Here is a 25,352-nt window from a genome sequence, read left to right as displayed (position 1 = left end):
GCTCCGCACAGTAAAAGAGGTTCGATTTCAAAAGTCGCTGACTGTCGAAAGGGTTTTGCAAATTCATGGACCAGGGAAGAATTCCGTGCTCCTGCCAAGCATCCAGTAGACAGCCAGACCAACCCATTCCCGGTAGGCGATATCAAAGCGCCGCAGGCCTTTTGAAGCACCGTCGAAGCCGAGCGACTTGTCCTGCGGTCCACGCGTGCGATAGTCCACCGGATAAGCCGTCACCCCGGTCCAACCGGCCTTTTCGAACACTCCCATGGCGCGCGGCATGTGATAGGCCGAAGTGACAAGAAGCCACTGCTGTCCGGGCTGTGGCTGCACAATATCCTTTGCGTAGACTGCGTTTTGCCAGGTGTTCTGGGACTTGTCTTCCAGAATGACGCGATCGGGAGAGATGCCGAAGTCTCGAAACAGTCGCGCAGCCCCTTCGGCTTCTGTTGCCTGGTCCGATACGATCATGCCCTGCCCACCGGTGTGAATGATCTTCACCTCCGGCAGCGCGTTGGCCAGCCGCGCAGTGATGGTGATGCGCTCGGCGGACATTGTCAGGGCCGTGTCGCCCCGCACGCCGGTCACCACCGTGTCCACGGCACCACCCAGAACGATGATCCCGTCATAATTCTCCAAAGTGCCGGGACGCTGAAAACGGTCCTCGAGGGGCACAATCAACCAGTTGGCTGCCGGTGAGAAAGCGCAAACCACCAAACCAAGAAAACCGGCAAAAGTCAGAAACCGTCCACTGCGCCGCCACTTTGACGTAAGGCTGAGCACCAATCCCAAAGCCATCAGAACAACGAGAAAATTGGATGGCAGGATCAGAAATCCGCCGATCTTGGATAGGTAAACATACATCTGAAAAATCCGAATCGTTGCGGGCCCGATGCGTGACAAAGATACGGTGAAACCGACAATATTGAGACTTGAAGCTGAAGTGAGCACACATCCTGACAGCTTTGAGCCAAAATGGTTTTCACGGTCTTGGTCCGGATTTTCCAGTCGTTCTCCCGATCGACAATTTCGACAATATTCGAGGAACAGACGTCCGCCCACGCATTGTCACAAATCTCCAGGTTGCATCATTATTGTCTCTTTATTTCAATGGTTTAATTGATTCGAAAGAAAATTCACCCAACGTTAGATTGCAACCCTAGGAGGATCGATCATGAGCCTGCCGATTGAAGTGGACCAGCAGCAGCCGGAAATCACCAAGGCTCAGATCCCTCTGGAGACAACCGACTTCTTCAATCAGATCATTCGAGAGCTCAGCGGAGCACTGCAGGAAATTGTCGGAGTGAACGAGGCGGAGGGGTTCATCGCACTGGTAGCCAACCGCATCGGTGAAAAGATCAATTCCGATTACAAGTCTGCCCTGCATCTTGAACAGATCCCAAGGCCTATGCTCGCAGACGTCCTGGCTGACCTGAAACGACGGATCGGTGGCCAGTTCAGTGTCGAATATGAAGACGACAAGGTCTTGATCCTCAAGAACGCCCGCTGCCCGTTCGGAGATCGCGTCAAGGACCGTCCGTCCCTCTGCATGATGACGACAAACGTCTTCGGAAGAATTGCGGCAGATTGCCATGGCTACGCCAGGGTCCAGATCGACAGGTCAATTGCCCGCGGTGATACTGACTGTCGTGTTGTTGTCCATCTGGCTCCGACCGTAGAGAACGACGTCAACGGCAAAGAATTCTACAGGGTTCGATAGCCGTGCCCAAGTCCACTGCCATCATATCGGCCCTTGTGCAGACCATGCCCCAGCCTATTCTGCTGCTGGACGATCATGGCCGTGTGGTTCTCGCAAATAAGGCAGCCAAATCTCTTGCCGGAATTGGCGTAGGTGAACAACTTTCAGACAAGGTCAGGGATACAGCGCAGGTGGATGACTACCTGTCGATGTGCAGGTCTTCAACCACTCCCGTTCCGGTGCGCCTGAAACTTCTGTCCGGATATGAAAGCGTTGCTTTCGGCCACAGACTGTCTGTTCCGGGCACCGGAATTGATGGCGCCGTTCTTGTCCGCTTCGACGAGAACATGAACCTTTCCAGCAAGTTTGCCGCGCTCAACGCCGATATTTCGTCGCTCAACAACAAGATCTTGCATTTCGGCCAGGAGCGGACCGAACTTGAAAACCTGGCACTTACGGATCCGCTTACCGGTATCTCCAACCGCCGCGGGTTCGACCAGGAACTGGACAAGGAATACAACCGATCTGCTCGCTATGACCACGACTTCTGCATCTCCCTGATCGACCTGGACCATTTCAAGTCGATCAACGATGCCCATGGCCATCAGCTTGGAGATGAAATCCTCGTTCATTTTGCGCAAAGATGTCTGGAACATCTGCGCCAGACGGATGTCGTTTGCCGTGTGGGTGGTGAAGAATTCGCGCTGATCCTGCCGGAAACAAATTTGGCGCAAGCAACGATAGTCGTCAGTCGCATGCTTGATCTGTTGAACGCGACACCAATGTTCGCGCGCGGCAAGAGATACGCCTACACCGCAAGCGCGGGTCTGGCGGAAAAAAGGCCTGAAGACACCCCAGCCTCGCTTTTTGAACGGGCTGACAGAAATCTTTATTTGGCAAAGGAAACCGGCAGAGCCCGCCTCATCGCCGGGGAGGCCGTCCCCACGGCAGCGGCCATCGAGACCGGAAAGTCCGGCGAATGCCGGAAGTCAGGGCGCATCGATTCGCAGCATTTCTGAAATTGATCCGAACTTTGGCTATTGCCGGCAGGCTTCGATTTGGTCAGGCTTTTCGCCTATCCGACCACCGCGCGCATTCCTTAGATGCCTCACTATTTTTAACAATGTGGACGCCGATGCCTCCGCGAGACCTGACCGACCGCTGATTACGGGTCCTGTAACGCGCCTGTCACATTTTACCGACATCTTCCTGCTCAAACCGTTGAAAACGGCCGCTTTGGGGCTGTTTTCACCGCACCAATGCGCCATTAGCGGGCACTGGTGATTTTGACAAAGGGTTTATCCGTGATCGGAGTCACAGGGCTGGCACGCTTTCTGAGTCATCTTGGCGACATCGTAATGAAGGATCAATGAGGGTTAGCCAGATGACACTCTATATGAAACTAGGCGGTCGCAAGGCGATCATGCGGGCAATGCCTCGCCTCAAAGCGAGACTGGAACAGGACCCGTGTTTCGACGTGACCAGCTTTCTGCCGGAATTCGAACACTCGGACGATCTGACCGAGTTCCTGATCTTCCTTGCCGGTGGAGCGCCATTTTACGACGGCAAGCCCGTCTGTGAACTGCTGGCACCGATCTGCACCTGCAACAACATCTACGAACGCTTCGTGGATCACCTTGTCGCAGTCATCTTCGACGGCGCCCCTGCCCCCGGAGACGAAGAGCACCTGCGTGAGCTCATGTCCCGACTTCGGCCGCATGTGCTCAACCCCAAGCCGGTTGCACCGGTAATGGTCTATTCCGTCGAACCCGAACCGATCTGCCTCTGATCGGTTCGGATAGAAAAAACGCCGGCATTTGCCGGCGTTTCTACGTTTGCAGTCAGGTCAGTCGGGATCAACCCAGTTCGTCCACACTTGTGACGATCTTGCCGACCAGACCGTAGTCGATACCCTCTTCCGGGCTCATCCAGTAGTCGCGATCGGTGTCTTTTTCGATCCGTTCGATCGGCTGGCCTGTCGCCGCCGCGAAGATCTTGTTCAGTCGATCGCGCATCTTGATGATTTCCTTGGCCTGGATCTCGATATCCGTAGCCATGCCGCCGGCACCACCGGACGGTTGATGAAGCAGGAAGCGAGTGTTCGGCGTGCAGAAACGCTTGTCCTTGGGAACCGACACGTAGATCAGCGCACCGGCGCTGGCCACCCAGCCCATGCCGAGGATGCGGACCTCGGGTGCGATGAACTTGATGGTGTCGTGAATCATGTCACCGGATTCGACATGACCGCCCGGAGACGAAACAATGACCGTGATCGGGTCGTTGGAAACCTGCGCCAGCGCCAGAAGCCGGGCGCACACGTCGCGGGCCATGTCCTGTGTCACCGGACCGGTGATCAGAACTGTGCGCGCTTCGAACAGATGCTTGTCGACCTGGATCGACGGCTGGCTCTTGGGCTTATCCTCGTCTTCATCGTCGAGGCGTGCAGGCACCGTGGTCGAATAGTTTTTCATGCGCAGGATTAAGCTCCCTTTGCTGTTGGGCCGGCCTGGCCGGCATTTTCGATGGGCTGACGGAATGTTTCGCCGCCCCGCGTTGGTCCATGTGTAAGCGAAGTCAGTTGCACTCGCAAATCATCAGACCCTGATTAGCGTGAAAAGAGTTATCAGATCGGCAACACGTGACATTGCCCTCTCTCAATCACCCGGTCCCGTCGTCTCGCCGAAGCGCTTTTCCTGTCGCCCGACAAGCAGATACCAAACCAGCATGGCTGCGAAAGGCAGGGACGGCCAGACGAACCACAATGTGGACAAGCCGGATGTCAGCAGGTTGATCACGAAAAACAGGCCGATCATGAAAACGCAGCTTCGCACCCGCTTTGGCTGAGCTCTCAACCAACGGCGCGCCTGTTCAAACCCGGAGGCAACCGCCTGGGTGTCTCGTTCCCATTCCGGTCTTGGAATTTCGGTCTGGCGTCGCTCCGCAGTTCCGTTCGTCTCCTGCCCGGACCGTTTTTCCTCCGGCGCATTGCGACCGCCAATACGCACGCAATAGGTTTCAACGGGATCGGTAACGTTCTTGACGTGCTGAGGGCCAAGCGGCTCAAAGCCCAGCGCCATCTTGGTCTTGACCTGGTCATAGACCGATTGGGAGAGCATGATCCCGCCCCTCGGCGCGATTTCCTGCAAACGGGCAGCAACATTCACACCGTCGCCGTAGATATCCTCGCCCTCGACCATGATGTCGCCGAGATTGATACCGATGCGAAACTCCATCCTGTTCAGGTCCGGAAGGTCCGCATTGCGAACGGAAAGCTCGTTCTGAATGTCGACGGCGCATTGAACGGCCTCCATCACCGAGGCGAACTCGATGATGACGGCATCACCCCATGTGTTGACGATACGTCCATTGTGACGCTCGGTCAGCGCAGACATCACCAACCGATAGGCCTTGAGCCGGTCCAGCGTTCCGTCTTCATCCCGCTCCATGAGCTTGGAATATTGCGCAACGTCTGCGCACATAACTGCCGCCAGACGCCGCTTGACCCGTTGCATGCTCTTACCCCGCTTGCTCCCGCTTAGGAATGGGAAGGCAAACCGGAAATTGCAAGGGAAAATCCACCGAATTCGCCACCCAGCCCGAAGTTCGGCCAACTAAGAAAAGCAGTGTCAGATGTCTCCGGCGAGTTTGCGCAGCGCTGCCAGGGCATCATCGGCGCGCTCTTCGGGCACAAAAACATGATCGTGAAAATAGGCTGCGACCACATTTGCCGAAATCCCCTCAGCGGCCAATGCAGCCGAGATCGACGCCGTCAGACCCACGGCTTCAAGTGAGGAATGCACCGTCAGGGTTATCCGGCGAAACCATTCGGCCTCGGCCAAACCCAGTTCGCGCGCACGCTCCACCGGCAGGATGGCTGTGAGGCCTTCCGTTTCCGCAAAAAGCCCGATCGGGTCGTATTCCGCCAGGTCCGTCATGGATTTCGAAGCGAAGGTGCAAAACACATAAGGCTCCGGATCCAGCATCGGACGCATCTGGGAGATCAGGGTGGCAAGGTCGGTTTCACCGGTCATTCGGATAATCCATTCAAAGAAGTTTGCGCATCAGCGGCCGCCGCGGGCTTCTGCGTGCGATTTCGACAAAACCTGCTCTACGGAAGACGTCTGCTATACCCACGAAGCCTTCTCCCCATTGAAGGGGCTTTTCCGATTCCATTGGACAGGCATCCAGTTGATGCGCTCCCTGCGCTTTGGCGTGGCCAATGCCTGCATCAAGCAACACGGACATCAACCCGGTTTTGCGATGTCCGTTTCTGATAAAGAAACAGGTGACGGCATATGTCGCCGCCAGCGCTTGTGCGCTGTCATCGGACAGCGGCTGGGTGGTTTTGCCAAGCTGAAAACGCAGATACTGCATGCGCGGACCCAGTGCGATCCAGCCCACGGCCAGATTGCCGCGGTAGGCCAGAAGCCCTGGCACCGGACCCGCGTCCACTTTCTGCTGGAATGCATCGCGCCGTTCATCACGGGTCATCGCTTTCCAGTCTCTGCCCCGCAAGAACGGCCACATGCACCAGCAACCGCCAGACGCCCCCCTCTCCGGTCCGAACAGATCCACCAGATCTGCCCAGCGCTCCGGGGTTGCAAGCTGAATGTGGACGGGATCGTTATGTGTCATATCCACTCCTCCGGATTGCAAAGTTGCACGGAAAGAACGGGGACGGCAATCCCGGTGAAAGTGTCTGTTCCACAAAAGCAAAACGCCGCTCAACAGGTGGCGTTTCGTATTTTCCTTCTTCGCTCAAGCCTTGTTGGGCAATCAAGACAACGGGCTGTGTTTATGCTCCAATTCAGGCAGCGGCTTCCAGCCCGGCAATGTCGATCTTCCTCATCTTCATCAGGGCAGCACTGACACGGCCAGCCCGTTCCGGATTGCCAGCATGCATCAGCCGAGGCAACGCCTTCGGTACGATCTGCCAGTGAACACCGTAGCGATCTCTCAACCAGCCGCACTGCCCTTCTTCCCCGCCATCGGCAAGGAGCGCCTGCCAAAGCCGGTCCGTTTCCGCCTGATCTTCCGTCAGTATGGAAATCGAGGTCAGATAACTTGGCTGCATATCCGGGTTGCCGTTCAGGATCATGAAAGGTGAGCCCGCCAGGGTGAACTCGGCAACAAGCACAGGTCCATTCGGATCCGGCCTGAAGACCGAGCCCATCACGCTATCCGGCAACAGGGACGTATAGTATTTGGCGGCTTCTTCGCCCTTTTCACTGAAGAACAGGCAAGTGCGTACCTTGGCGGAAAATGCAGGAGTTGTTTGCAAGCCCTCAATGGCAATCGACCTAGCAAGCTCATCAAGCTGAGTGGAAGCGGCCTTCCAGCCTTCCTCAAAACCCATTTCCAGGTGCTTGTTCCTGTCAGCTTCCGAAGTGTGGCGAGCCCCCCATGTGAAGCGCGTACCAACACCGGGAACATCTGCCAGTTCCACATACCCGGTCATGAACGCGTTTTCCCGCGGCACATATCCTTCCGAATAGGCATCCGTGAACGTTAGCTTCTCACCGTCGACAACTTCCAGAAACATTCCGACGTTCTCGAACAGCTCCCCTTCCGGACCGGCCATCACTGTGTTGAAACGCCCTCCCGGACGGACGTCCATGTCGGCCTTCGGTACGAACCAGGGCTTCGGGCAAAACCACCGCTTCAATAATTCGGGATTGGTCCAGCATTGCCAGACCGCCTCGCGCGGCGCGGCAATGACGCGGCTGAGTTCCAGCGTCAGACCTTCCTTGCGAATTTCGACTTCACTCATTGCGCTCTCCCGTTTCTAGACCGGCCGAACAACAGTTCGACGTAACGTTTCAGATGATCAATGCTGTCAGTTGCTATCGACGGCGCATTGCCTGCCTTTGCCAGCACGAATGCCCCCTGGATCACGACCTGTGTGTGAAGTGCCAGGCTTTCCGCACCACCTGGAATTTCAACGCCCCGGTCTTCAGCTGCTTCTGCGATATCGGAAACCAGTGTTGCGGCGTGCCCGGTGATGCTGCGGTTGCAGGCATCGCGGATGGAGGGGTTCGTGTCATAGACTTCCTGGACCATGGTCCCGACCAGACAAGTGAACTCAGTCACGTCGCCCTGCACCAGTGCCTTGCGGAAATCGAGATAGCCGAGCACCCGGTCCAGCGGATCTTCGGGATCGTGATACGTCGCCTTCTCGAACAGAGCCCCGGTCGTTTCAGACCAATAGTTAGCAGCGGCTACTGCCAGATCGTCCTTCGAACGAAAGTGGTGGAAGAAGGCCCCCTTGGTAACGCCGGCCTCCCGGCACAGATCATCGACGGTGGTGGCCGTGTAGCCCTTCATGCGGATCACACGCAGTGCCGAATCCAGCAGCTTGATCCGCGCATCCGGCCGTTTGGTCTTTTGAGGTTTCTCTGTCATACACCACTCATACCGACCAGTTGGTATGCTGTCAATCAACTTGCTTGACGACCGTGCAGCGCCTTCCTGTCACCGGCTAGCAAGGATGTGCCAAAATCGAGCAAGCGAGCGAGCGGGGTTTCTGAAATTGAGGCATTGAAAAACGAAAGGGTTCCCTGCCAACACCTGAATTGAGCGGACGAAGACCGCTTGGTGATCGCAACACACCGAGATTTAAGCCCAGGCTATGCCTTACCAGGGGATCGGCCTGCCGGTTTGATCGAAAAATCCACCGGTGTCTGCAGGCGTAAGACTGGTCAGCACATTGACAAGACGCTCTGCTGCAACAGCCGGTTCCTGAACATCGAGCCCGGTTTTCGCAAAATTCTCGGTCAAGGGTGTTTTCACCGTGCCGGGATGAAGCGCAACACAGATAGCAGCGGGATTTTTGCGTGCCAGCTCGATAGACGCCGTACGGACCAGTTGATTGAGTCCAGCCTTCGCGGCCCGGTAAGCAAACCATCCACCCAGACCGTTGTCGCCGATCGAACCGACCCGGGCCGAAAGCGTCGCAAAGACACTTCTTCCCTCTTTCGGGAGGAGTGGCAAAAAGTGCTTCATCAGCAGTGCCGGTCCAATGGCGTTGATCGCATATGAACGAGCAAGTACTTCAGGATCGAGTTCGCGCAGGCTCTTTTCCGGACGGGCACTGCCCAAGGTAAGCGCTCCGGTGGCATCGAACAGCAATCGAACATCCCCCTCATTCTCCCTTATCCAGTCGGCGCAGGCCTGGATCATGCGTTCGTCGAGCAGGTCGAGAGGTGGTGACGACGTTCGATGAAGGGCGATAACCTTGTCGTAGCCGCTGCCCGCTTCAAGGTGGTCTCTCATGGCTGAGCCAATTCCGCCGCTGGCCCCAAAGATTACCGCAATTGACGTCATTCACTGCCTCACTTTCGTCGTGACAGCGATACGCAGAAAAAGCCGGATCGGTTCGCTAGCAGGATTGGTCTCAGGTGCTGCCGACCGTCGCTTCCCAGGGCCCATCAACAAATTCGGCTTCGTCATCCCCTGGCCAGGGAGGCATAGAGATACAGATGAACTGCAGAACACTTTCACCGGTGTTGCGGTACTGGAAAGCAGTTCCAGCCGGGATATCGATGGAGACACCCGCTTCCAGGTCGACAACGCCCTGGCTGGCATCGTCGGACCTCCAGATCTGTCCATGGCCGGAAAGCACATGCCAGAACTCATGCACGGTCCTGTGCCGTGTTGCGCGGTTGGTCTGGCCGACAGGAACAGTCGAATGGATCATGTTTCCTGTCGGCCCATCCATGATGAAACGGATATCGGCCCCCGCCGGAGATTTCGCGTCGGGCTTTTCGGGAAGCCGGGTCTGTTTCATGCCATTCTCCGAATTCGGTGATCAGGCCGTCTTGTTAAAGATCTCACGACCGATCAGCATCCGCCGAATTTCGGAAGTTCCCGCACCAATCTCGTACAGCTTGGCGTCACGCAGCAAACGCCCGGTCGGATATTCGTTGATGTAGCCATTGCCACCAAGCAGCTGGATTGCATCAAGTGCCAGTTTGGTTGCGTTTTCGGCAGCGTAGAGGATTGCACCAGCGGCGTCTTCGCGCGTGGTCTCGCCCCGGTCGCACGCCTTGGCAACCGCGTAGACGTAGGACTTGGTGGCGTTCATGGTCACATACATGTCGGCGACCTTGCCCTGTACAAGCTGGAATGTGCCGATCGGCTGGCCGAACTGCTCGCGCTCGTGGACATAGGGAATGACCACGTCCATGGCTGCCTGCATGATGCCGACGGCCCCTGCAGCCAGAACGGCGCGCTCGTAGTCCAGACCCGACATCAGCACGTTGACGCCCTTGCCAACCTGGCCGAGGACGTTTTCTTCCGGCACTTCGCAATCCTGGAACACCAGTTCACCGGTTTCGGACCCGCGCATGCCGAGCTTGTCGAGCTTCTGCGCGACGGAAAAACCTGGGAAGCTCTTCTCGACCAGAAACGCGGTAATGCCCTTCGGCCCGGCTTCCGGATCGGTCTTGGCATAGATGATCATCGTATCGGCGGACGGACCGTTGGTGATCCACATCTTGGAGCCGTTGAGGACGTACCGATCGCCCTTCTTTTCCGCCTTCAGTTTCATGGAAACGACGTCTGAGCCAGCGCCCGGCTCCGACATGGCCAGCGCACCCAGATGTTCGCCGGTCACGAGCTTGTTCAGATAGCGCTTCTTCTGGTCGTCACTTCCCCAGCGGCGAAGCTGGTTGACACACAGGTTTGAATGGGCGCCATAGCTGAGGCCGATGGAGGCGGACGCCCGGCTGACCTCTTCCATGGCAATGCAGTGCTCCAGGTAGCCCAGACCCGAACCGCCCCATTCTTCCTCCACTGTGATCCCGTGAAGGCCAAGGTCTCCCATTTCCGGCCAGAGCTCCCGCGGGAACCAGTCCTCGCGGTCGATCTTTTCTGCCAGTGGCGCAATCCGGTCCTGACTGTAGGACCGAACGGTGTCGCGCAGCATGTCGGCGGTTTCGCCGAGATCGAAATTGAAACCCGGAAAATCGTTACGGATCATCTTGATTACCTCCCAGAGTTCTTAAGGCCTGTCGTATCGGACAAAATCGCTCAAAACGCCGATCCGGTCGTAAAGCTGCCGGGCGCGTGTATTGTGATCATGTGTGTGCCAGTAGACTTTGCCGCTGGCAGACGGTTCTTCGGTCGCGGCCCTGTAGACCGCCTCGATCAGCTTGCGGCCGGCTCCGCCACCACGAAGCTTCTCGCTGACATACAGATCTTCCAGATAGCAGGTGGACGAACTGGCCCAGGTGCTATCGTGAAAAAGGTAATGGACCAGTCCAACCAGCTCATTCTCCTGAACTGCCACGAACGCGCGGTGGCCTGCATTGGAATGCAGTCGCTCAAAGAGGGTTTCCGTCACTCCCGGCGCCAGATCCTGCTCGTAGAATGCAAGATAGGCCTTCCAGAGTTCGAGCCAGCCCGGCTTGTCGGATCGTTCCAGCGGCCTGATGGTGATATCGGTCATTCTTCAGTCCTTGACGCCGGCAACGCTCATGAGCGTGAACAGCCCCGTTGCGACATGCACCTGTTCGCCGTCATCCAGTCCGTAGACATCTGCCTTGGCTATGGTCAGCGTTCGTCCCGGTTTGACAACCCGTCCACGCGCAAGAAGCACCGACTGTTTCGCCGGATTGAGCAGGTTGATCTTGTATTCGCTGGTCAACACCCCGAAGCCGGCGGAAAACAGCGTTAGAGCTGCATAGCCTGCCGCACTGTCCGCAATGGAAGACGTCGCACCGGCATGAAAAAAGCCGTGTTGCTGTGTCAGTTCCGGAAGCATCGTCAATTCCAGATCGACCGCGCCGGGCGAGACGTGAACCATCTTCGCCCCCAGATGGGTCATGAATTTCTGCGCAGCAAAACTGGCCCGGACACGGGGTTCCCAGTTTTCGTCTCGAGGCGAAAGATCCATCACTTGTCCTCCGAGGTCGTAACGGCGCCAGACAGTTGGTCCGGGCCTGTTTCAAGCTCGACCATGCGCGCTTTTGCACCGGCTTCGACATCGTCGAGTTCAACCAGGGTCAATTCGATATCGCGCTGTTTTTCGAGAAGTTCTGCCCGGCGGGCGGCGATCCTGTCGAGGAGGAGCCGCAGCTGGCCGGTTTCACCGGGTGCACTGCCGTACATCTCGATCATTTCCTTGATTTCGTTCAGGGAAAATCCGAGACGTTTGCCGCGAAGGATCAGTTTGATGCGGGTACGATCACCAGGTGTGTAAAGGCGTTGACGACCCCGGCGCGTCGGCGACACCAGCCCCTGCGCTTCGTAGAACCGCAGGGTTCGGGTGGTAATGTCGAACTCCTGCGTCAGCTGGGTGATGGTGTAATAACGCTGCATGCCCGCTCCTTGTTGGAGCGCACAGTTCCGTCTTTTTACGTTAAAGTCAACACGTCAATTTTAAAGCTTATATTTCATGCACTTGAGCAATCAGGATTTCAGGTTATCCAAGCTCTTCTCTGGATGAAGGACATTCAGATCGACATCGCCGGAAATGCCTTTGATCGTGCCCCGGTCATGGTACTGCCAGAGCGACCAGTCTGACACATAGCCGGGAGAATGCCAGATCGACTGCGTCCAGAGACGGCGGTTCAGGCCCTTGCCCTTCAGATAGTCCAGATAGAAGTCCTCCGGCACATAAAGGATGACCTGCTTGCCGCGCCCCTGCTCGACCAGAGCAACGAAATCACTGATTTCCTGCAGCACTTCCTCGGCTGGCGGACGGCGCGCGCAGTTCCCGGTGAATTCCAGATCCACCACCGGCGCCAGCATATCGCTGTCCTGAGGCAGAACCGACAGGAAGTTTTGCGCCTGCTCGCGGCCGGATTTGCACAAACTGAAGAAATGATAGGCACCACGCGCCAGACCCGCGCTTCCTGCTCCGGCCCAGTTGCGGGCAAAGGCACGGTCCTTGAAGTCTCCGCCTTCAGTTGCCTTCATGTAGACGAAGGCAATATCGTCCGCCGCCACCTGCGCCCAGTCGATATCACCCTGGTGGTGCGAAATATCGATGCCGCGGATCGTGTATTGGTTCCGGTCAGGCTCCCAGTTCATGAAGAAAAACGCCGCTCCGACAATCGAAATCACCCCGCCGACGGCAACGTAGAACAATGTCCGCAGGACCGCTTGCAAGAAATTCATTGCGCCACCTGTTATGACTTTCAAACGCCGTCACCCTGCCGCAAAACTGTTAAGAATCACGATAGGTAATTCGGCCAGAGCGGGGCTGCCGCCAGCTCCAGGACATTGCCGTCCGGGTCATTGAAATAAAGGCTGGTGCCGCCTGCCGGCCATATGACCTCGCTGACAATTTCCACACCCATCTCGCCCAGGTAAGCCCGCCAGGGTTCCAGTTGGTCGGACCCAATGCGAAACGCGAAATGACTGTGCCCCGACGTATCGTGCCCGGGAACGATACCTCCCGGCGTCTCAACGTCCTCCCCGGTATGGCCGCGATGAAACACCAGAAGCGCCTGCGCGGGGCCGGCATCATAGGCAAACAGCCTTTCTCCAGCGACCATGCGCTTCAATCCCAGGATATCGGAATAAAAGGAGTGAGCCGTCTCCATGTCGTCGACATAAACGGCGGTTTCCAGGATGCCATCAAGCTTCGGCCGCATGTTCTTAATTCTCCGCGTGAGACAGGTCGGCCCTTCTTAACACCCATCCGCCGGGAATTTCAGGTTACCCGGCAAGGTTTTCTTTCAAATCGCCATCGCCAATTGGAATTCTCGTGTGGCGGCCGCATTCCGCATAGAGCTGACCGCCCGTGATTGCGTCAAATCGGGAAGTTCCGTGCGTGCATGACCGGCTTGAATTCCGTGACGGTATATTCCGCAACGCCCGACGACTTGAACGGGTCCTTGTTGATTGCCAGTTCGACTTCGACTCGGTCTGCTGCGCGCGCCAGGATCACACCACCGGTTCGCGGCTGTTTCGGACCGGACGCCAGGAACAGACCGGCCTCATACTGATCCCGCAGGAAGGACCTGTGTTCTTCCGCCAGAGCGTCTATCTCCCGCAGATCAGCAGTGTAGTGAAGATCAATAACAAAGAGGCTCACGAAAGCTCCTTTCCACCAACAAAAAGCCAAAAAGAGGTCCGGCTCGACCACAAAAGGTCGAACCGGACAATCTGTGTCAGACGACAGTCAGCTTGACGTCAATGTTGTTCCGGGTCGCGTTTGAATAGGGGCAAACCTGGTGTGCCTTGGCAACGAGGTCTTCAGCTACAGCCTTGTCCAAACCCGGCAGGGACACTTCCAGCGCGACCGCCAGACCGAACCCGCCTTCAGAACGCGGACCGATGCCAACCGTCGAGGTGATGGATGTATCAGCCGGGACTGCAATCTTTTCCTGCCCGCCGACGAATTTCATCGCGCCAATAAAGCAGGCTGCATATCCGGCTGCGAACAGCTCTTCCGGGTTATTGCCTTCGCCGCCTGCGCCGCCGAGTTCTTTCGGCGTCGCCAGCTTGACCTTGAAGGATCCGCTCAACGTTTCCGCCGCACCATCGCGGCCGCCGGTGGCCTTTGCCTTGGTTTCATATTTCACATCAACAGCCATCTGCAGGCACCTTCTCTCAAATAGCAAGTCATTCAGTCCTATATATCGCATAGGCTTTAATCGTACACGATATAAATTACCCACATATACACACGCTTCCAATTCGTCAACAGTTGCGACCATATCGCGCGCGATTTATAAGGGGCGAATGAGCGAGACCACAAACCAGATGTCCCTGCTGGACGCGATTGGATTTTCCGCGCCGGAAGCGACTGAAAAACAAAAAAAAGACAAGCCGGCAAAAGCCGAAAAGTCTGAGAAGAAACAGCGCAAGAAGGCCGCAGCCAAGCCTGAGGCGGAAACGGCTTCCGGCGCTGAAAGCAATGACGCACGCGAAGCGGAAATTGACGTTGCCGTCGCCGAGACGCCTGTCAGCCAAGAGATAGTTGATACCGGGCAGACGCCTGACGTTTCTGCGGAAACGCAGGCTGGCGAAGATCCCGGCACCGAGCAGGCCGCATCTGCATCCGCTGCCAATGACCCTGCCAGCGACCAGGACGACGACAGTCAGAAAATCCATGATGGCAGCTTGCCGCTCGACCGGCACTTGTGTTTTGCGCTGTATTCCGCCAACCACGCAATGCACGGCGTCTACAAGGCGTTGCTCAAGGAAGTCGGGCTCACCTACCCGCAGTTCCTGGCCATGACGGTGCTCTGGGAAACAAACAACGTTCCGGTTGGTACAATTACGTCCAAGCTGCAGCTCGACACCAACACGCTGACGCCACTGTTAAAGCGGCTTGAAGCCATGGGGCTGGTCACGCGGACACGCAACATCAAGGACGAGCGCCAGGTTATCCTGAAACTGACCCGCAAGGGCCGCGCCTTGCAGAAGAAAACGGAACATTTCAGCACCTGCATCATGTCTTCGACCGGACTGAAACTGGAAGAAGTCATCGACCTTCAGGCAAAGGTCATGACGCTTCGGGACAATTTGCGTAAAGCAGGCCTGGAGTGATACCTGGCATTGAGCAGCGGGCAAAATGAGTAGCCATCAAACAGGCTCCGGGAGGTTGCTGCACCAGCACAAATCTCGGGGCCTTTTGTTTTGGCAATAATGGGTCTGCGTGACCTTTTGCAGCGCAGCTCAAGTCTTTGTCGACCGGCATCCCCCTCCATGGCGTTGTGTTTGTTGAATTCGACAACAAAACTTTCGACAGGAAGCAGCCATGGTCCAGGCATGGCCTGCCCGCCGAACCTTTGAACCAGAGTTTTCCACTTCGCGTCAGGTGTGTTTGCTTTTAATGACCCACATTCACGACCTCCGCGGCATCATTTTTCCGTCAGCAATGCCTGCTGCAGTATCCTCGTCAGGACAGCTTCCGCCTCGCCCTCATCCCAGCCGCAGTCCTGTGTCAACAGACCCCAGGCCTGCACACTGAACGACGCCCAGAGAAATTCTGAAGCCGACTTCGCTGTCCAGACGGATTGCAGCGCACCGTCGCGTTCCAGCGATCCGGTCAACACAAGCAACCATTGCCTCAGTTCCGACATCCGGTCTTCCCACGCCGCCGATGCGTCCGCATCGGTGGTTCGCAGGCGGATAAGATCCGAGGCAACAGGGTAGATTTCCTTCACGAAGCCGATCCAGACGGCAACAGTAGCATTCAGCCGTTCGCGCGGCTGTGGCCTGTCAAAGGCTGCAAACAGTTTCGCCCGTATGTCGAGACGTTCATCAGCCCGCCGGACGAGCGCCAGAATCAGCCCCCCACGCGAACCAAAGTGATCGTAGACGGACTGCCGGCTGATTTTTGCTGCCTTGGCGATTTCCGCCAGCGACACGTCCGCTCCCCGCTGCGAGATGAGCGTCCAGGCACTATCGAGAATTTCCGCGCGCGTGCGTTGCACTCTGGCTTGACTTGACACGTGTAAACTTTCCTGCAATTTGACACGTGTAAAGTTATGGAGAAGCCTCATGGACGTCAAGCAACAGTCAGCCCAATTCGTAACCTGGTACGGCCCGGGAACCGACGGCACCAGCCCGACGGAAAGCCAATGGACGCAGATCCTCAGCCGGGCGAACGACAAACCCGTAACCCTGATCAATTTCTTCAAGCTGAATGCCGCCGCGACATATGCGGACGGAACGACGGGTCAGTCGGGCCAGGAAGCCTTTGCCAGTTATGCGGCTGCAAGCATGCCGGCCATGGAGCGGGCTGGTGGACGGTTCCTTTATGTCGGACCGTTTCAGGGCATGTTCCTGGGGCAGGACGAGGATTGGGATCTGGTCGCTATCGGCGCCTATCCCGATTTAACCGCGTTGGTCGCACTCTATTCGGACAGCGCCTATCGCGAGGCCTTCCATCACCGCACGGCCGCGTGTCTGCGACAGAAGGTTCTGGTATGCGGTGACTGACCTTTAAACGAGGCCTGCCGATTGGAGGCTAGAACGGCAGGCCGAACCAAAGCGCCGCGATGCCGAGAAAGGCGAAGAAACCGACCACATCTGTCACCGTCGTCACGAAGACGCTCGAGGCGATCGCCGGATCGACGTTCATCTTGTCGAGCGCGATCGGGATCAGAAGGCCGGAGAGACCCGCGAACAGCAGATTGATCACGATCGCACCGCCAATCACCACGCCGAGCCCCGGACTTCCAAACCACATCCAGGCAGTCACCCCGATTAGGATGGCCAGGGCAACACCGTTGAACACACTCACCAGGATTTCACGGTTGAGAACGCGCAAAAGATTGCGCGCACCCAGTTCCTGGGTCGCGATACCACGCACGGCAACGGTCATCGTCTGGGTGCCGGCGTTGCCCCCCATGGAAGCGACGATCGGCATCAGCACCGCCAGCGCCACCATGGCCTCGATCGTGTCCTCGAACAGCGCAATCACCACCGAGGCAAGCACGGCGGTGCCAAGGTTGACGACCAGCCAGGTCAGCCGCGAGCGCGCAATGGTCATCACATTATCGGAGATCTCTTCGTCACCGACACCGGCCAGGGCACGCAGGTCCTCTTCCGCTTCTTCCTGGATGACGTCGACGATGTCATCAACCGTCAGAACACCGACCAGACGGTCATTCTCGTCGACAACGGCGGATGAAACGAGGTTGTAGCGCTCAAACCGGCGGGCGACCTCTTCCTGATCTTCCGTCGCGAGCACCGCCTGGCGGGTCTCCTCCATGATGGAAGTGACCTTCTCGTCACGCTTGGTGCGCAGAATCTTGTCCAGGTGAACGGACCCGAGCAGTTTGAACGTCGGATCGACCACATAAATTTCGTAGAAGCTGTCCGGAAGGTCGCGGGCCTCGCGCATGTAGTCGATCGTCTGACCGATGGTCCAGAACGGTGCAACCGCAATGAATTCGGTCTGCATGCGCCGGCCGGCGCTTTCTTCCGGATAATCCAGAGCCTTTTGCAGCTGGGCCCTGTCCGCATAGGGCAGTTCTTCCAGAATCGCAGCCTGGTCGTCCTCATCGAGGTCTTCCAGAATGTAGACCGCATCATCCGAATCGAGCTCGCCCAGACCTTCGGCAATGACTTCCGTCGGTAGGTCTTCCAGAACCTGCAGACGCACCGCCTCATCGATCTCGGTCAGCGCGGTATAGTCGAAGTCCTCGCCCAGAAGCCGGATGAAGGACGCCCGATCCTCCGGATCCAGCGTCTCGAGAAGGTCACCAGTGTCGGCTTCGTGAAGATCAGCGGCAAGGTGCCTCAAGCCATCCTGATCGTTCGCCTCGATTGCCGCTTCAACAGCCGCAATGAACTCGCGATTGAGATGCTCATCCTCGTCGCGCACCGGAATGTCGGGAACGGGAGAGGCGGTGACATCAAGCTCGGATGCTTCACTCATCTGGCGCCCCCCCCTCAAAACGCAACGAACTCCTCCGGCGAAAGGCACCGGACACTCCTCACCAGATCTAGCGTTTGCGGCGGCAAAGCGCCACCGGAAAAGCGAAACCGGTCCACAGACTTAACGCCGAAATGCCGGTCTGGTTCAAAAGCCTGCCAACTTTCCTTGAAGTCCTTCAACGCCTCTCGGGGCCGCTACACCCCTTGTCTGCTGCAACGCTTCGCAAGTGATCGAGATAGTCACGCGTATCCTGTGGCAGAATGGCCTCGTCATCGGATATGCATCGCTCCGCACGGCGGAATGCGCGGCGTGCTCTTTCGCTGGCAAGACACACTCTGCCCGCAGCCAGCACCTCCTGCTCGACATACCAAAGCTGCTGGCACGTCATCGCGCCAAACCTGCCCGGATCAACGGCAGGATAAACGGAAAGTGACTGCGCAAATGCCGCCGGCGACACGAATGCAAGTGCCAGCCACACGAGAACGAACCTAGTCCGGAGGGCTTTCAGTCGCTCCGCAATGCCCTGTCTCACACCTTCACGCATGGGCGGGAAGCTGCCGATTGGTTGGCGCTGTGTCCGACGTGAGCGCGAGTGCATAGAGCAGCGCAAGCGTGACGCCATAGCGGAACGATGAATAGAGACTGCCAGCCAAGACCATGAGCAGCGTGCTGTTCGGCATTGCGGGAAGGACGTAGGTAAAAAACAGGATTGCCGAGACGGCAGTCAAGGCGACGCAGACCAGATACGCTTTCCAGGCAATCAGCGGACGAAACACCACAAGAAACAGCACGACGATCATCGCAGCCCCTTCCGCGCTCGTCACGAGAAGTTTCCAGAGCCCCGGCTCGCTCAAGAGACGCGACAAGAAGCTGCCCCATAAGGCGCCACTCGGCACAGTGACAAGCCAGAAATCCTTTACGGCGTAAATTTCGGGGAAGAGCTGTATCAGCAACAGGCAGATGACGAGCGTCAGAATCATGCCGCGGATAACCCAGCGCCAATCCGGCCTTGCGATATCGGACATGTCATCCCTCCCGTGTTTTCTCAATGACGGACAACAACACGACAAAGCGTCATCAAGAGCCTTTCAGAACCGCTTCCACAGCCAGTGCGGACACTCGCCGCAAAGGCCGCATCACTCGACCTCGCACTCCGGCGGCCGCGTATCCATGGTCCAATCCTGTACAGGCAGGGCACCGAGTGAAGTCTTGAAGTTCTTCCCGTTCAGGACTCCCTTGCCCGTCAGAAGGTTGACGTCACACTGCCCGTTCGCATCCGGATCCAGCGTATCGTAGTAGGAATAGGTGTATCCGGCGACCCGGAAGACGCCGTTACGATAGGCAATGGTCAGGACCTGTTCCCAACGGTTGCGTCCGACAGCCGAATTTTCCGAATAGATTTTCAACGAACCGTGTTCGGTTGCTTCCATCCAGGGCTCCTGGCCGTACATGCCGCCGCGCCACACCATGTCTTTCGCATGGGCAACCTGTTTCCAGCCCTCTCCTGCGTCCGTAAAGACGTAGAGATCGGCGCCTTCTTCCGTTTCAACGAGGATTGCGCGAAAGCGATTGATATCGCCGTCGACGGGAGACGTGACTGCACCGGCAATGGCACCGGCCGGGACCATTGCCTCCTGCACTTTCTCTTGTTCTTGCGCCTGAAGCGGACCTGCCAGCAAGCTCAGGCTCATCATTGCGGCACAGGACGAAGTACTGATGGAACGGAAATTGAACACGTGCGGCTTCCTTCGATTTCGCATGAATGTGCCGGACCGGTTTTTGCCAGTAGCCCGCTGAGGCTGTTCCATGCAGAAAAGCACATCGCAACAAACCCAAAAAGCCGGTATCTGAATTTTCCCAGGGCAATCAGGTATTTTGCGGGCAGTGCGGAAAAGCAAAAAGGCCGCCCGGAGGGGCAGCCTTTTGAGGAAGCATCGGTAGAAATGCTTCGAATATGGTGCGGTCGAGAAGACTCGAACTTCCACGGGTTTTACCCCACAGCGACCTCAACGCTGCGCGTCTACCAATTCCGCCACGACCGCATATTCGATTGTTCCCGGCGCCTCTCAGCGTCGAGGCGCTCCATGTAGCAAAAGGAATTTGGGGGCGCAAGAGGCCTTTTTGCATTAATTCACAGGCACGCGATTTTTCTTATGCAGAAATGCTTTAGTCCCTCACAAAGGGCCATCGGTGCGCATCGGCCGGATGTCCGGCGGACGCATCAGAACTTCCGTGATCGAGATGCCTATCCGCTCGCCGAGCAAAACCACCTGCCCCTTGGCGACCAGCGTATTGTTGGCATAGATCTTCACATCGTCGTCTTCGGCCACATCAAGGTCGATAACGGCGCCACGCCCCATGCGGAGCAACTGGTGGACAGGCATCTCGTTCTCCCCGAGAACGACGGAAATATCGACTTTGATTTCATCGAAGGTAGTCATCGGACGCCTTGATCCTTAAATAGGGCTACTGACCCGCCAGCGCTTAACCATACCACGGCATGGCAAGCCAGCTCAAAAAACAATGAAGTGTCATCCACATGTCACCCGCCGATAGAGACGCTCTTTCCCTCAGTTTTCTGCCAATTTCCGGCTCGCGCCCGGTCGAATGGCGGATTTCCGACGAACTGGTCGATTATGAGACCGCTCTTCGGGAAATGGATGAAAAGGTCCAGAGAATCATTGCCGGCGAAGCCGACGAACAGGTCTGGCTGCTGGAGCACCCCCCGCTCTACACCGCCGGCACCAGCGCCAAGGACAGCGATCTTGTCGCTCCCGACCGCTTTCCGGTCTACCGGACAGGGCGCGGTGGACAGCACACCTACCATGGGCCCGGGCAACGCGTAGCCTATGTCATGCTCGATCTGAAGCGGCGTCAGCAGGATGTGCGAGCTTTTGTTTCCGCACTTGAAGCCTGGCTCATCAGCACGCTCTGGCACTATCACATTCGCGGCGAACGCCGGGAAGACCGCGTCGGCGTCTGGGTGCGCCGGCCAGACCGCGGGGCGACGGTCGAGGACAAGATCGCCGCAATCGGCATCCGCCTGCGCAAATGGGTCACGTTCCACGGCATCAGCTTCAACGTGGAGCCTGAACTGGATCATTTTGACGGCATCGTGCCCTGCGGCATTACCGAACATGGCGTGACCAGTCTCGTGGATCTCGGCCTGCCCGTTACCATGGCCGAAAACGACAGCGTCCTTCGGGCCGAATTTGAAAAGATATTTGGCCCCACGGTTTCCGTGTGAAGCCACTCGCGCGGTGGAGGCTTCAAACAGGCGCATTGAACTCTAGGTAATATCGAGTTCAAACTTGAGTTGTGTCAAAAATCAAAAAGCAACCTCAAGAAATTCCATTGTTATTTTTGCGAGTAACATTCAAAATCGCATGAAGTTTTCATTTTTTTAGTTCAAAGACGGCTTAGAAGCCGGTCGGATTTAGTATTCCTTCATTCAGATGAGCGAATACAGACACAAACCTTCTCAACTATGGGAATGAAGTTTGTGACCCAGGCTCTCTCAGTTCGCTCCCGTCGGAGCGTGATCACCAAAATCCTGCTGGCAGCCGCCGGCGTCATTGTTCTGATCTTCGCCGGCTTCGGCCTCTTCAACGACACCCTTCAGCGCAACGCAAAGACGGACGAAGTTCGCGACTACATGACCGGTGTCGGCCAGTCGGAAGTCAATATCGTCACAAATTGGTTCGAAGCGCGCATGCTGCTCATCGAGGCGTTGTCCGAACGCATTGCCAAGCAGCCCGAGGTAACGCCCGAGTTCTTCGACCTCAAGACCCTGACCAGCAATTTCAGCGCGACCTATTTTGGTGTGGAAGCAGACGGCGCCTTCAACATGTGGCCGCCGGCAGATCTACCCGAAGGCTACGATCCGCGCGTGCGCCCCTGGTACAAGGATGCCGTCGCGAAAGGCGGACCCGTGATCACCGCCCCCTATCAGGACGCCTCAACCGGCAATCTCATCGTGACGGCTGCAACACCGGTAAAAACCGGCGGCACTCTTTCCGGTGTGGTCGGTGGTGACTTTGACATCACCACCCTGGCGAACATGCTCGCCTCGTCGAACATGAGCGGCCTCGGATACGTCTTTGTGGCCGACTCCAAGGGCACCATCCTGGTGCACCCGGACAGCAACATGATTTCCAAGCCGCTCAGTGAGCTGTTTCCCAACGAGCCGGTCAAGGTCAGTGCAGAACCGCAATACGCGTCCAGTGTGAATGGCGACCGTATCGTCCAGTTCGTTCCGGTCACCGGTTTGCCGGTTGACTGGCAGATTGGCCTTTCCGTTGATCGGAACGCCGCCTTTGCGAGCCTGACGAGCTTCCGCTATTCGGCACTCTTTGCGACCGTGATTGCAACCGTGCTGATGCTTGCCATCCTCGGTACCTTGTTCCAGACACTGCTGGCCCGTCCGCTCGCGTCCGTGACCAGTTCAATGGCCCAGATTGCGGAAGGCGATCTGGAAACCCCGGTCCTGGGCCTGGAGCGGAACGACGAGATCGGCTCGATCGCCAATGCCGTGGAGGTGTTCAAGACCAACGGCAAGGAACAGCGTCGCCTGGAAGCCGAACGCGCCACCGAGCAGGAAGCAAAGCATCGCAGGGCAGCAACCGTCGACCAGTTGCTTGGAGGTTTCAACCAGGAAATCCGCAGCGTTCTGGAAACCGTTTCCAACGCCACAGAAGAACTGGAACGCACCGCCCGCGAGTTGGCGCAAACTTCCGAACAAAGCTCGACCGATGCGGAATCGGCTGCCCGGACTACCGGCGATACTGCCGCCAATGTCCGCTCGGTTGCCGCAGCCTCCGAGGAACTGACGTCCTCTATCGCCGAAATCGCCCGGCGTGTCGAAGAGCAAGCCGGCATTTCCGAACGGGCCTCCAGCGCGGCTTCCCAGACGGATCAGACCGTACAGAGCCTGGTGGCTACCACCGACCGGATTAGCCAGATCGTCAGCCTGATCAACGACATTGCTGCCCAGACCAACCTTCTGGCGTTGAATGCCACCATTGAGGCGGCCCGAGCCGGTGAAGCCGGCAAAGGCTTTGCGGTTGTTGCATCGGAGGTGAAATCCCTGGCCAACCAGACTGCCCAGGCGACAGAGGAAATCGCAACGCAGATCCAGGCGATGCAGACAGTTTCGAACCGCGCTGCTGAAGCCATCCGCGATATCAGCAACGTCATTGCGGAAATGTCCGAGATCTCCAAGGACATCTCTGTGTCGGTTGAACAGCAGAGCCTGGCGACCAACGAGATTTCGCGAAACGTCAACGAAGTCTCCACGGGTACGGACGCCATCTCCGAGACGATTATCCAGGTCTCCAGTGGCGCTCAGTCAACCGGCCGAAACGCTGCGGATGTTCTGTCTACAGCAGAGGCACTGACTAGCGAATCCGCCAACCTCAGCTCGAAGGTCGACCGCTTCTTCGACGACATCCGCGCTGCCTGATCTGGCACAAAGGCAACTGGAAAAGGCGGGCCGCTGAGCCCGCCTTTTTTGTTGCCATACCGGTAATCAAAGCTCGCTCAAAAGCTGAGGGTCAGGTGCCGGCCGCACTGCGCCCGGCTATTGAACGCAGAAACACTTTCAGCTTTTCAGTTCCACCCGGCGACCACCCAAGTGCCCGCAGCCGGTCTGTCGTCATTTCGCCTGGCGTCTGGTCCGATGTTGCCGGCACCTCAAGGTTCAAACCTGCTTCGGCAGCATAAAGTGCCAGAAGGTCCTGGCGGTCGAGCAGGAGATCCGAGACGTTGTAGATCTGAAATGGTTCTTCATTTACCCGTCGCTCTTCCAGAACCAGGGCAACGGCAGCAGCAAGATCGTCCCCGTGAACTTCCGTCCCCCTGCGCGGGGCAATCGGAATACCGGATGCAAAATTCCTGAAAAGCCCCGACCATTTGTGGTCTGCCGAGCCTGACCCGGGGCCGTAAACACCTGTCGCGCGCAAAACGATGCCGCGCAAATTCTGGCCGCATAAAACCTTGAGTGCCCTCTCCCCTGCAAGCTTCACGTCGCCATAAAGCGTATCGGGCGCAGGTGCATCCGTTTCGTTAAGCTTTTCGCCTTGTCGGTGATCACCGTAAACAGCCCTGCTGGAGAGGAAAACGACTGTCCGGCATCCCATCTTCGCGGCCGCTTCAAAAAGACATCGGGTACCGTCGACATTCAGCTTCCTGAACCGCTCTGGATCGCCCCCCTCACCGCCCCGGAACTTGCCGGGCTCATGGACCAGCGCACAATGAACGAGTGCATCGGCTTGCGGCAGTTGAGGATCCGGATCAGCAAGGTCATAGGCCTGAAAGGCTGCCGCGACGCCGTCAACCTGACGTCTGCCAAGAAGCGTAACCGTGCAGCCATCGTCAAGCAGCCGCTTCAGGATGAATCGGCCAACCGTTCCGCTCGCCCCCGTCAGAAGAACATGCATCAGGATGCCTGCTTTGCCGCCCACTCCAGAGGACCGGGCAGATCGGCCACATCGTCCGGAATGTCGACACCGGTCGCAAAAGCCTGCCAGAGATCGATCAGAGGACGCAACTTGGCGGTCTTTTCATGCCCCTCCTGCCAGGGCTTTTCATACTGGTAATGCAGCACATGGATCTGCTTCCAGTTCCAGAGTTCCGGCAGGTTGAACCAGACATACTGGAGCGTGTTGAAGAACACCGGCAACCCGTGCCAGTCGGGAAAATAGTCTTCCAGAAACGTCTGGTCCGTGCGCCGCCAGAAGGCCTCCGGCCTGTCCAGACGCGCCAGCATGGCCTCGAACGTGGCCATATTCGGCCGGGCGGTAAAGACACCGCTGTTCAGACGGTGGAAGTCCTGCAGGCTTTCGTAGACGTTGGGCGCTGCGCAGAACTCGGGATAGCCAAATAGCTTGTCGCAGTTCTGGAGCACGATGGCATCGGCATCGATGAAGACCACCCGGTCATATTCCTCGAGTTGCCACAGCCGCAGCTTGACAAAGTTGTCCAGAGGCGTGTGAAAGACCGGCTTTCCGCCCTTTGTGAACGGGGCCGCCTTGTGAATGCGGCCGCGTTCATGGCGCGCGTTGAAGCTTTCGCTCGTTGGCAGGCGCTCGCACCGGCCAAGCCGAGGTCCGAATTCCGCAAGGGCGGCAAGATCCGCCTCACCGACCCCGGGCGTGTAGAGGACCACGAGGTCGGCTTCGGTTCCCGAATGCCGGAGCGAGCGCAGAAGCGATTTCGCCCCGAGCACATAGTCCCGGTTCGTCACCAGTGTCACATAGGCACATGTGCTTCCAGGTGCCCGGTCGAACTGAGGAGTGTCTTGCATTCCCGGCC

At 57.4% G+C, this 25,352-nt stretch carries 32 protein-coding genes and 1 tRNA gene; 7 read left to right on the top strand and 26 right to left on the bottom strand.

What is annotated here, in order from left to right; translation table 11 throughout:
• Positions 1 to 63 precede the first annotated feature (63 nt).
• A complete protein-coding gene (locus tag HCG46_RS27400) occupies positions 64 to 861 on the bottom strand; it encodes a YdcF family protein (protein ID WP_152506417.1) in 798 nt (265 codons plus the stop codon).
• 310 nt (positions 862 to 1,171) lie between these two features.
• Here HCG46_RS27400 and HCG46_RS27395 point away from each other — a divergent pair, with 310 nt between their 5' ends.
• The 3 genes from HCG46_RS27395 to HCG46_RS27385 all read left to right on the top strand — a co-directional run bounded on the left by HCG46_RS27395 (position 1,172) and on the right by HCG46_RS27385 (position 3,485).
• Entirely contained in the window at positions 1,172 to 1,717 is a 546-nt protein-coding gene (locus HCG46_RS27395) for a methanogen output domain 1-containing protein (protein ID WP_205838730.1), read from the top strand.
• 2 nt (positions 1,718 to 1,719) lie between these two features.
• Positions 1,720 to 2,715, top strand: coding sequence for a sensor domain-containing diguanylate cyclase (locus HCG46_RS27390; RefSeq protein WP_168688056.1), 996 nt, complete (start codon positions 1,720 to 1,722; stop codon positions 2,713 to 2,715).
• Positions 2,716 to 3,080: 365 nt separating this feature from the next.
• Complete coding sequence (locus HCG46_RS27385) at positions 3,081 to 3,485, top strand: Clp protease ClpP (RefSeq protein WP_031268347.1); 405 nt, start codon at positions 3,081 to 3,083, stop codon at positions 3,483 to 3,485.
• Positions 3,486 to 3,552: 67 nt separating this feature from the next.
• On the opposite strand, the gene HCG46_RS27380 is transcribed toward HCG46_RS27385, so the two are convergent.
• From HCG46_RS27380 to HCG46_RS27305, 16 genes are all read right to left on the bottom strand, one after another.
• The gene (locus HCG46_RS27380; RefSeq protein ID WP_022998310.1) at positions 3,553 to 4,167 is read right to left on the bottom strand and encodes an ATP-dependent Clp protease proteolytic subunit; all 615 of its coding nucleotides are present in this window, start codon (positions 4,165 to 4,167) and stop codon (positions 3,553 to 3,555) included.
• A gap of 183 nt (positions 4,168 to 4,350) precedes the next feature.
• Complete coding sequence (locus HCG46_RS27375) at positions 4,351 to 5,208, bottom strand: adenylate/guanylate cyclase domain-containing protein (RefSeq protein WP_075282967.1); 858 nt, start codon at positions 5,206 to 5,208, stop codon at positions 4,351 to 4,353.
• Positions 5,209 to 5,322: 114 nt separating this feature from the next.
• Positions 5,323 to 5,727, bottom strand: a complete 405-nt coding sequence (locus tag HCG46_RS27370) for an ACT domain-containing protein (RefSeq protein WP_022998308.1) — start codon at positions 5,725 to 5,727, stop codon at positions 5,323 to 5,325.
• Between the two features lie 13 nt (positions 5,728 to 5,740).
• Complete coding sequence (locus tag HCG46_RS27365; RefSeq protein WP_168688055.1) at positions 5,741 to 6,331, bottom strand: GNAT family N-acetyltransferase; 591 nt, start codon at positions 6,329 to 6,331, stop codon at positions 5,741 to 5,743.
• A gap of 172 nt (positions 6,332 to 6,503) precedes the next feature.
• A complete protein-coding gene (locus HCG46_RS28665; protein WP_286185554.1) occupies positions 6,504 to 7,466 on the bottom strand; it encodes a VOC family protein in 963 nt (320 codons plus the stop codon).
• Positions 7,463 to 8,098 (bottom strand): TetR/AcrR family transcriptional regulator, encoded by a 636-nt coding sequence (locus tag HCG46_RS27355; RefSeq protein WP_168688054.1) that lies wholly within the window; start codon positions 8,096 to 8,098, stop codon positions 7,463 to 7,465. The genes HCG46_RS28665 and HCG46_RS27355 overlap by 4 nt, the downstream gene beginning before the upstream one ends.
• Before the next feature lie 231 nt (positions 8,099 to 8,329).
• Positions 8,330 to 9,019 carry an SDR family NAD(P)-dependent oxidoreductase gene (locus HCG46_RS27350; protein WP_168688053.1) on the bottom strand — a complete coding sequence of 230 codons (690 nt, stop codon included), beginning with the start codon at positions 9,017 to 9,019 and terminating at the stop codon, positions 8,330 to 8,332.
• A gap of 70 nt (positions 9,020 to 9,089) precedes the next feature.
• Positions 9,090 to 9,482, bottom strand: coding sequence for a cupin domain-containing protein (locus tag HCG46_RS27345; protein ID WP_055654641.1), 393 nt, complete (start codon positions 9,480 to 9,482; stop codon positions 9,090 to 9,092).
• Between the two features lie 21 nt (positions 9,483 to 9,503).
• Complete coding sequence (locus tag HCG46_RS27340; protein ID WP_062488596.1) at positions 9,504 to 10,676, bottom strand: isovaleryl-CoA dehydrogenase; 1,173 nt, start codon at positions 10,674 to 10,676, stop codon at positions 9,504 to 9,506.
• 21 nt (positions 10,677 to 10,697) lie between these two features.
• Positions 10,698 to 11,144 (bottom strand): GNAT family N-acetyltransferase, encoded by a 447-nt coding sequence (locus HCG46_RS27335; RefSeq protein WP_168688052.1) that lies wholly within the window; start codon positions 11,142 to 11,144, stop codon positions 10,698 to 10,700.
• A gap of 3 nt (positions 11,145 to 11,147) precedes the next feature.
• Positions 11,148 to 11,591 (bottom strand): PaaI family thioesterase, encoded by a 444-nt coding sequence (locus tag HCG46_RS27330; protein WP_077292710.1) that lies wholly within the window; start codon positions 11,589 to 11,591, stop codon positions 11,148 to 11,150.
• Entirely contained in the window at positions 11,591 to 12,016 is a 426-nt protein-coding gene (locus HCG46_RS27325; RefSeq protein ID WP_055654646.1) for a MerR family DNA-binding transcriptional regulator, read from the bottom strand. The genes HCG46_RS27330 and HCG46_RS27325 overlap by 1 nt, the downstream gene beginning before the upstream one ends.
• A 90-nt stretch (positions 12,017 to 12,106) precedes the next feature.
• The gene (locus HCG46_RS27320; protein WP_055654648.1) at positions 12,107 to 12,817 is read right to left on the bottom strand and encodes a GH25 family lysozyme; all 711 of its coding nucleotides are present in this window, start codon (positions 12,815 to 12,817) and stop codon (positions 12,107 to 12,109) included.
• Between the two features lie 56 nt (positions 12,818 to 12,873).
• Positions 12,874 to 13,296 carry a VOC family protein gene (locus HCG46_RS27315; RefSeq protein WP_055654650.1) on the bottom strand — a complete coding sequence of 141 codons (423 nt, stop codon included), beginning with the start codon at positions 13,294 to 13,296 and terminating at the stop codon, positions 12,874 to 12,876.
• A 158-nt stretch (positions 13,297 to 13,454) separates the two neighbouring features.
• Complete coding sequence (locus HCG46_RS27310; RefSeq protein WP_168688051.1) at positions 13,455 to 13,739, bottom strand: YciI family protein; 285 nt, start codon at positions 13,737 to 13,739, stop codon at positions 13,455 to 13,457.
• A gap of 76 nt (positions 13,740 to 13,815) precedes the next feature.
• Entirely contained in the window at positions 13,816 to 14,241 is a 426-nt protein-coding gene (locus tag HCG46_RS27305; protein WP_055654655.1) for an organic hydroperoxide resistance protein, read from the bottom strand.
• Positions 14,242 to 14,389: 148 nt separating this feature from the next.
• Between HCG46_RS27305 and HCG46_RS28660 the strand changes: the two genes are divergently transcribed.
• Entirely contained in the window at positions 14,390 to 15,199 is an 810-nt protein-coding gene (locus HCG46_RS28660; RefSeq protein ID WP_168688050.1) for a MarR family transcriptional regulator, read from the top strand.
• A gap of 314 nt (positions 15,200 to 15,513) precedes the next feature.
• Here HCG46_RS28660 and HCG46_RS27295 read toward each other — a convergent pair whose 3' ends face one another.
• Positions 15,514 to 16,107 carry a TetR/AcrR family transcriptional regulator gene (locus tag HCG46_RS27295; protein WP_168688049.1) on the bottom strand — a complete coding sequence of 198 codons (594 nt, stop codon included), beginning with the start codon at positions 16,105 to 16,107 and terminating at the stop codon, positions 15,514 to 15,516.
• Between the two features lie 49 nt (positions 16,108 to 16,156).
• Here HCG46_RS27295 and HCG46_RS27290 point away from each other — a divergent pair, with 49 nt between their 5' ends.
• Complete coding sequence (locus tag HCG46_RS27290) at positions 16,157 to 16,597, top strand: DUF1330 domain-containing protein (RefSeq protein WP_022998292.1); 441 nt, start codon at positions 16,157 to 16,159, stop codon at positions 16,595 to 16,597.
• A 28-nt stretch (positions 16,598 to 16,625) separates the two neighbouring features.
• Here HCG46_RS27290 and mgtE read toward each other — a convergent pair whose 3' ends face one another.
• The 6 genes from mgtE to HCG46_RS27260 form a co-directional block, all read right to left on the bottom strand.
• Positions 16,626 to 18,041: a magnesium transporter gene (gene mgtE / locus HCG46_RS27285; protein ID WP_055654668.1), complete on the bottom strand. Its 1,416-nt coding sequence runs from the start codon at positions 18,039 to 18,041 to the stop codon at positions 16,626 to 16,628.
• Between the two features lie 175 nt (positions 18,042 to 18,216).
• Positions 18,217 to 18,585: a hypothetical protein gene (locus tag HCG46_RS27280; protein ID WP_075282978.1), complete on the bottom strand. Its 369-nt coding sequence runs from the start codon at positions 18,583 to 18,585 to the stop codon at positions 18,217 to 18,219.
• Positions 18,578 to 19,066 (bottom strand): hypothetical protein, encoded by a 489-nt coding sequence (locus HCG46_RS27275; RefSeq protein WP_062488588.1) that lies wholly within the window; start codon positions 19,064 to 19,066, stop codon positions 18,578 to 18,580. The genes HCG46_RS27280 and HCG46_RS27275 overlap by 8 nt, the downstream gene beginning before the upstream one ends.
• A 111-nt stretch (positions 19,067 to 19,177) precedes the next feature.
• Entirely contained in the window at positions 19,178 to 19,777 is a 600-nt protein-coding gene (locus HCG46_RS27270; protein ID WP_168688048.1) for a hypothetical protein, read from the bottom strand.
• 219 nt (positions 19,778 to 19,996) lie between these two features.
• Positions 19,997 to 20,083, bottom strand: a tRNA-Leu gene (locus HCG46_RS27265).
• A 132-nt stretch (positions 20,084 to 20,215) separates the two neighbouring features.
• Positions 20,216 to 20,482 (bottom strand): FliM/FliN family flagellar motor switch protein, encoded by a 267-nt coding sequence (locus HCG46_RS27260; RefSeq protein ID WP_022998287.1) that lies wholly within the window; start codon positions 20,480 to 20,482, stop codon positions 20,216 to 20,218.
• Positions 20,483 to 20,580: 98 nt separating this feature from the next.
• Here HCG46_RS27260 and lipB point away from each other — a divergent pair, with 98 nt between their 5' ends.
• Positions 20,581 to 21,288 carry a lipoyl(octanoyl) transferase LipB gene (gene lipB / locus HCG46_RS27255; RefSeq protein ID WP_168688047.1) on the top strand — a complete coding sequence of 236 codons (708 nt, stop codon included), beginning with the start codon at positions 20,581 to 20,583 and terminating at the stop codon, positions 21,286 to 21,288.
• A 291-nt stretch (positions 21,289 to 21,579) separates the two neighbouring features.
• Complete coding sequence (locus tag HCG46_RS27250; RefSeq protein WP_158514176.1) at positions 21,580 to 23,502, top strand: methyl-accepting chemotaxis protein; 1,923 nt, start codon at positions 21,580 to 21,582, stop codon at positions 23,500 to 23,502.
• A 91-nt stretch (positions 23,503 to 23,593) separates the two neighbouring features.
• Here the strand turns inward: HCG46_RS27250 and HCG46_RS27245 are convergent, their stop codons facing one another.
• Together HCG46_RS27245 and HCG46_RS27240 are read right to left on the bottom strand one after the other, a co-directional pair.
• Positions 23,594 to 24,478, bottom strand: coding sequence for an NAD-dependent epimerase/dehydratase family protein (locus tag HCG46_RS27245; RefSeq protein ID WP_168688046.1), 885 nt, complete (start codon positions 24,476 to 24,478; stop codon positions 23,594 to 23,596).
• Entirely contained in the window at positions 24,478 to 25,344 is an 867-nt protein-coding gene (locus tag HCG46_RS27240; protein WP_168688045.1) for a glycosyltransferase, read from the bottom strand. Before HCG46_RS27240 ends, HCG46_RS27245 begins: the two co-directional genes overlap by 1 nt.
• Positions 25,345 to 25,352: the final 8 nt, after the last annotated feature.

This window comes from Labrenzia sp. PO1, from assembly GCF_012273635.1.
Classification (GTDB): Bacteria; Pseudomonadota; Alphaproteobacteria; order Rhizobiales; family Stappiaceae; genus Roseibium; species Roseibium algicola.
The sequence above is the reverse complement of the archived record's forward strand: the minus strand, read 5'-3'. Positions and strand labels throughout refer to the sequence as shown.